This is a genomic window from Achromobacter sp. SIMBA_011 (assembly GCF_046535435.1).
In the GTDB taxonomy this organism is placed as follows: domain Bacteria; phylum Pseudomonadota; class Gammaproteobacteria; order Burkholderiales; family Burkholderiaceae_B; genus Achromobacter; species Achromobacter dolens.
On sequence record NZ_JAWRWN010001051.1, the window covers coordinates 1 to 244 of the forward strand.

General features: G+C 62.7%; 1 protein-coding gene. It reads right to left on the bottom strand.

The genetic code is table 11. From position 1 onward, the window contains the following. The coding region (locus tag SB816_RS34240) for a radical SAM protein (RefSeq protein ID WP_410548529.1) at positions 1 to 244 on the bottom strand (244 nt) is incomplete at both ends.

Here is a 244-nt window from a genome sequence, read left to right on the forward strand (position 1 = left end):
TGGATCAGCAGGTTGGCGCGGTCATCGAGGGACTCGCCCATGCCGAGGATGCCGCCGGAGCAGATCTTCATCCCTGAATCACGCACATAGGCGAGGGTTTGCAGACGCTCGCTGTAGGTGCGGGTGGTGATGATGCTGCCGTAGAACTCCGGCGAAGTGTCGAGGTTATGGTTGTAGTAGTCGAGGCCGGCCTGGGCCAGGGCTTCGGTCTGGTCCTGGTCGAGGCGGCCAAGGGTCATGCAGG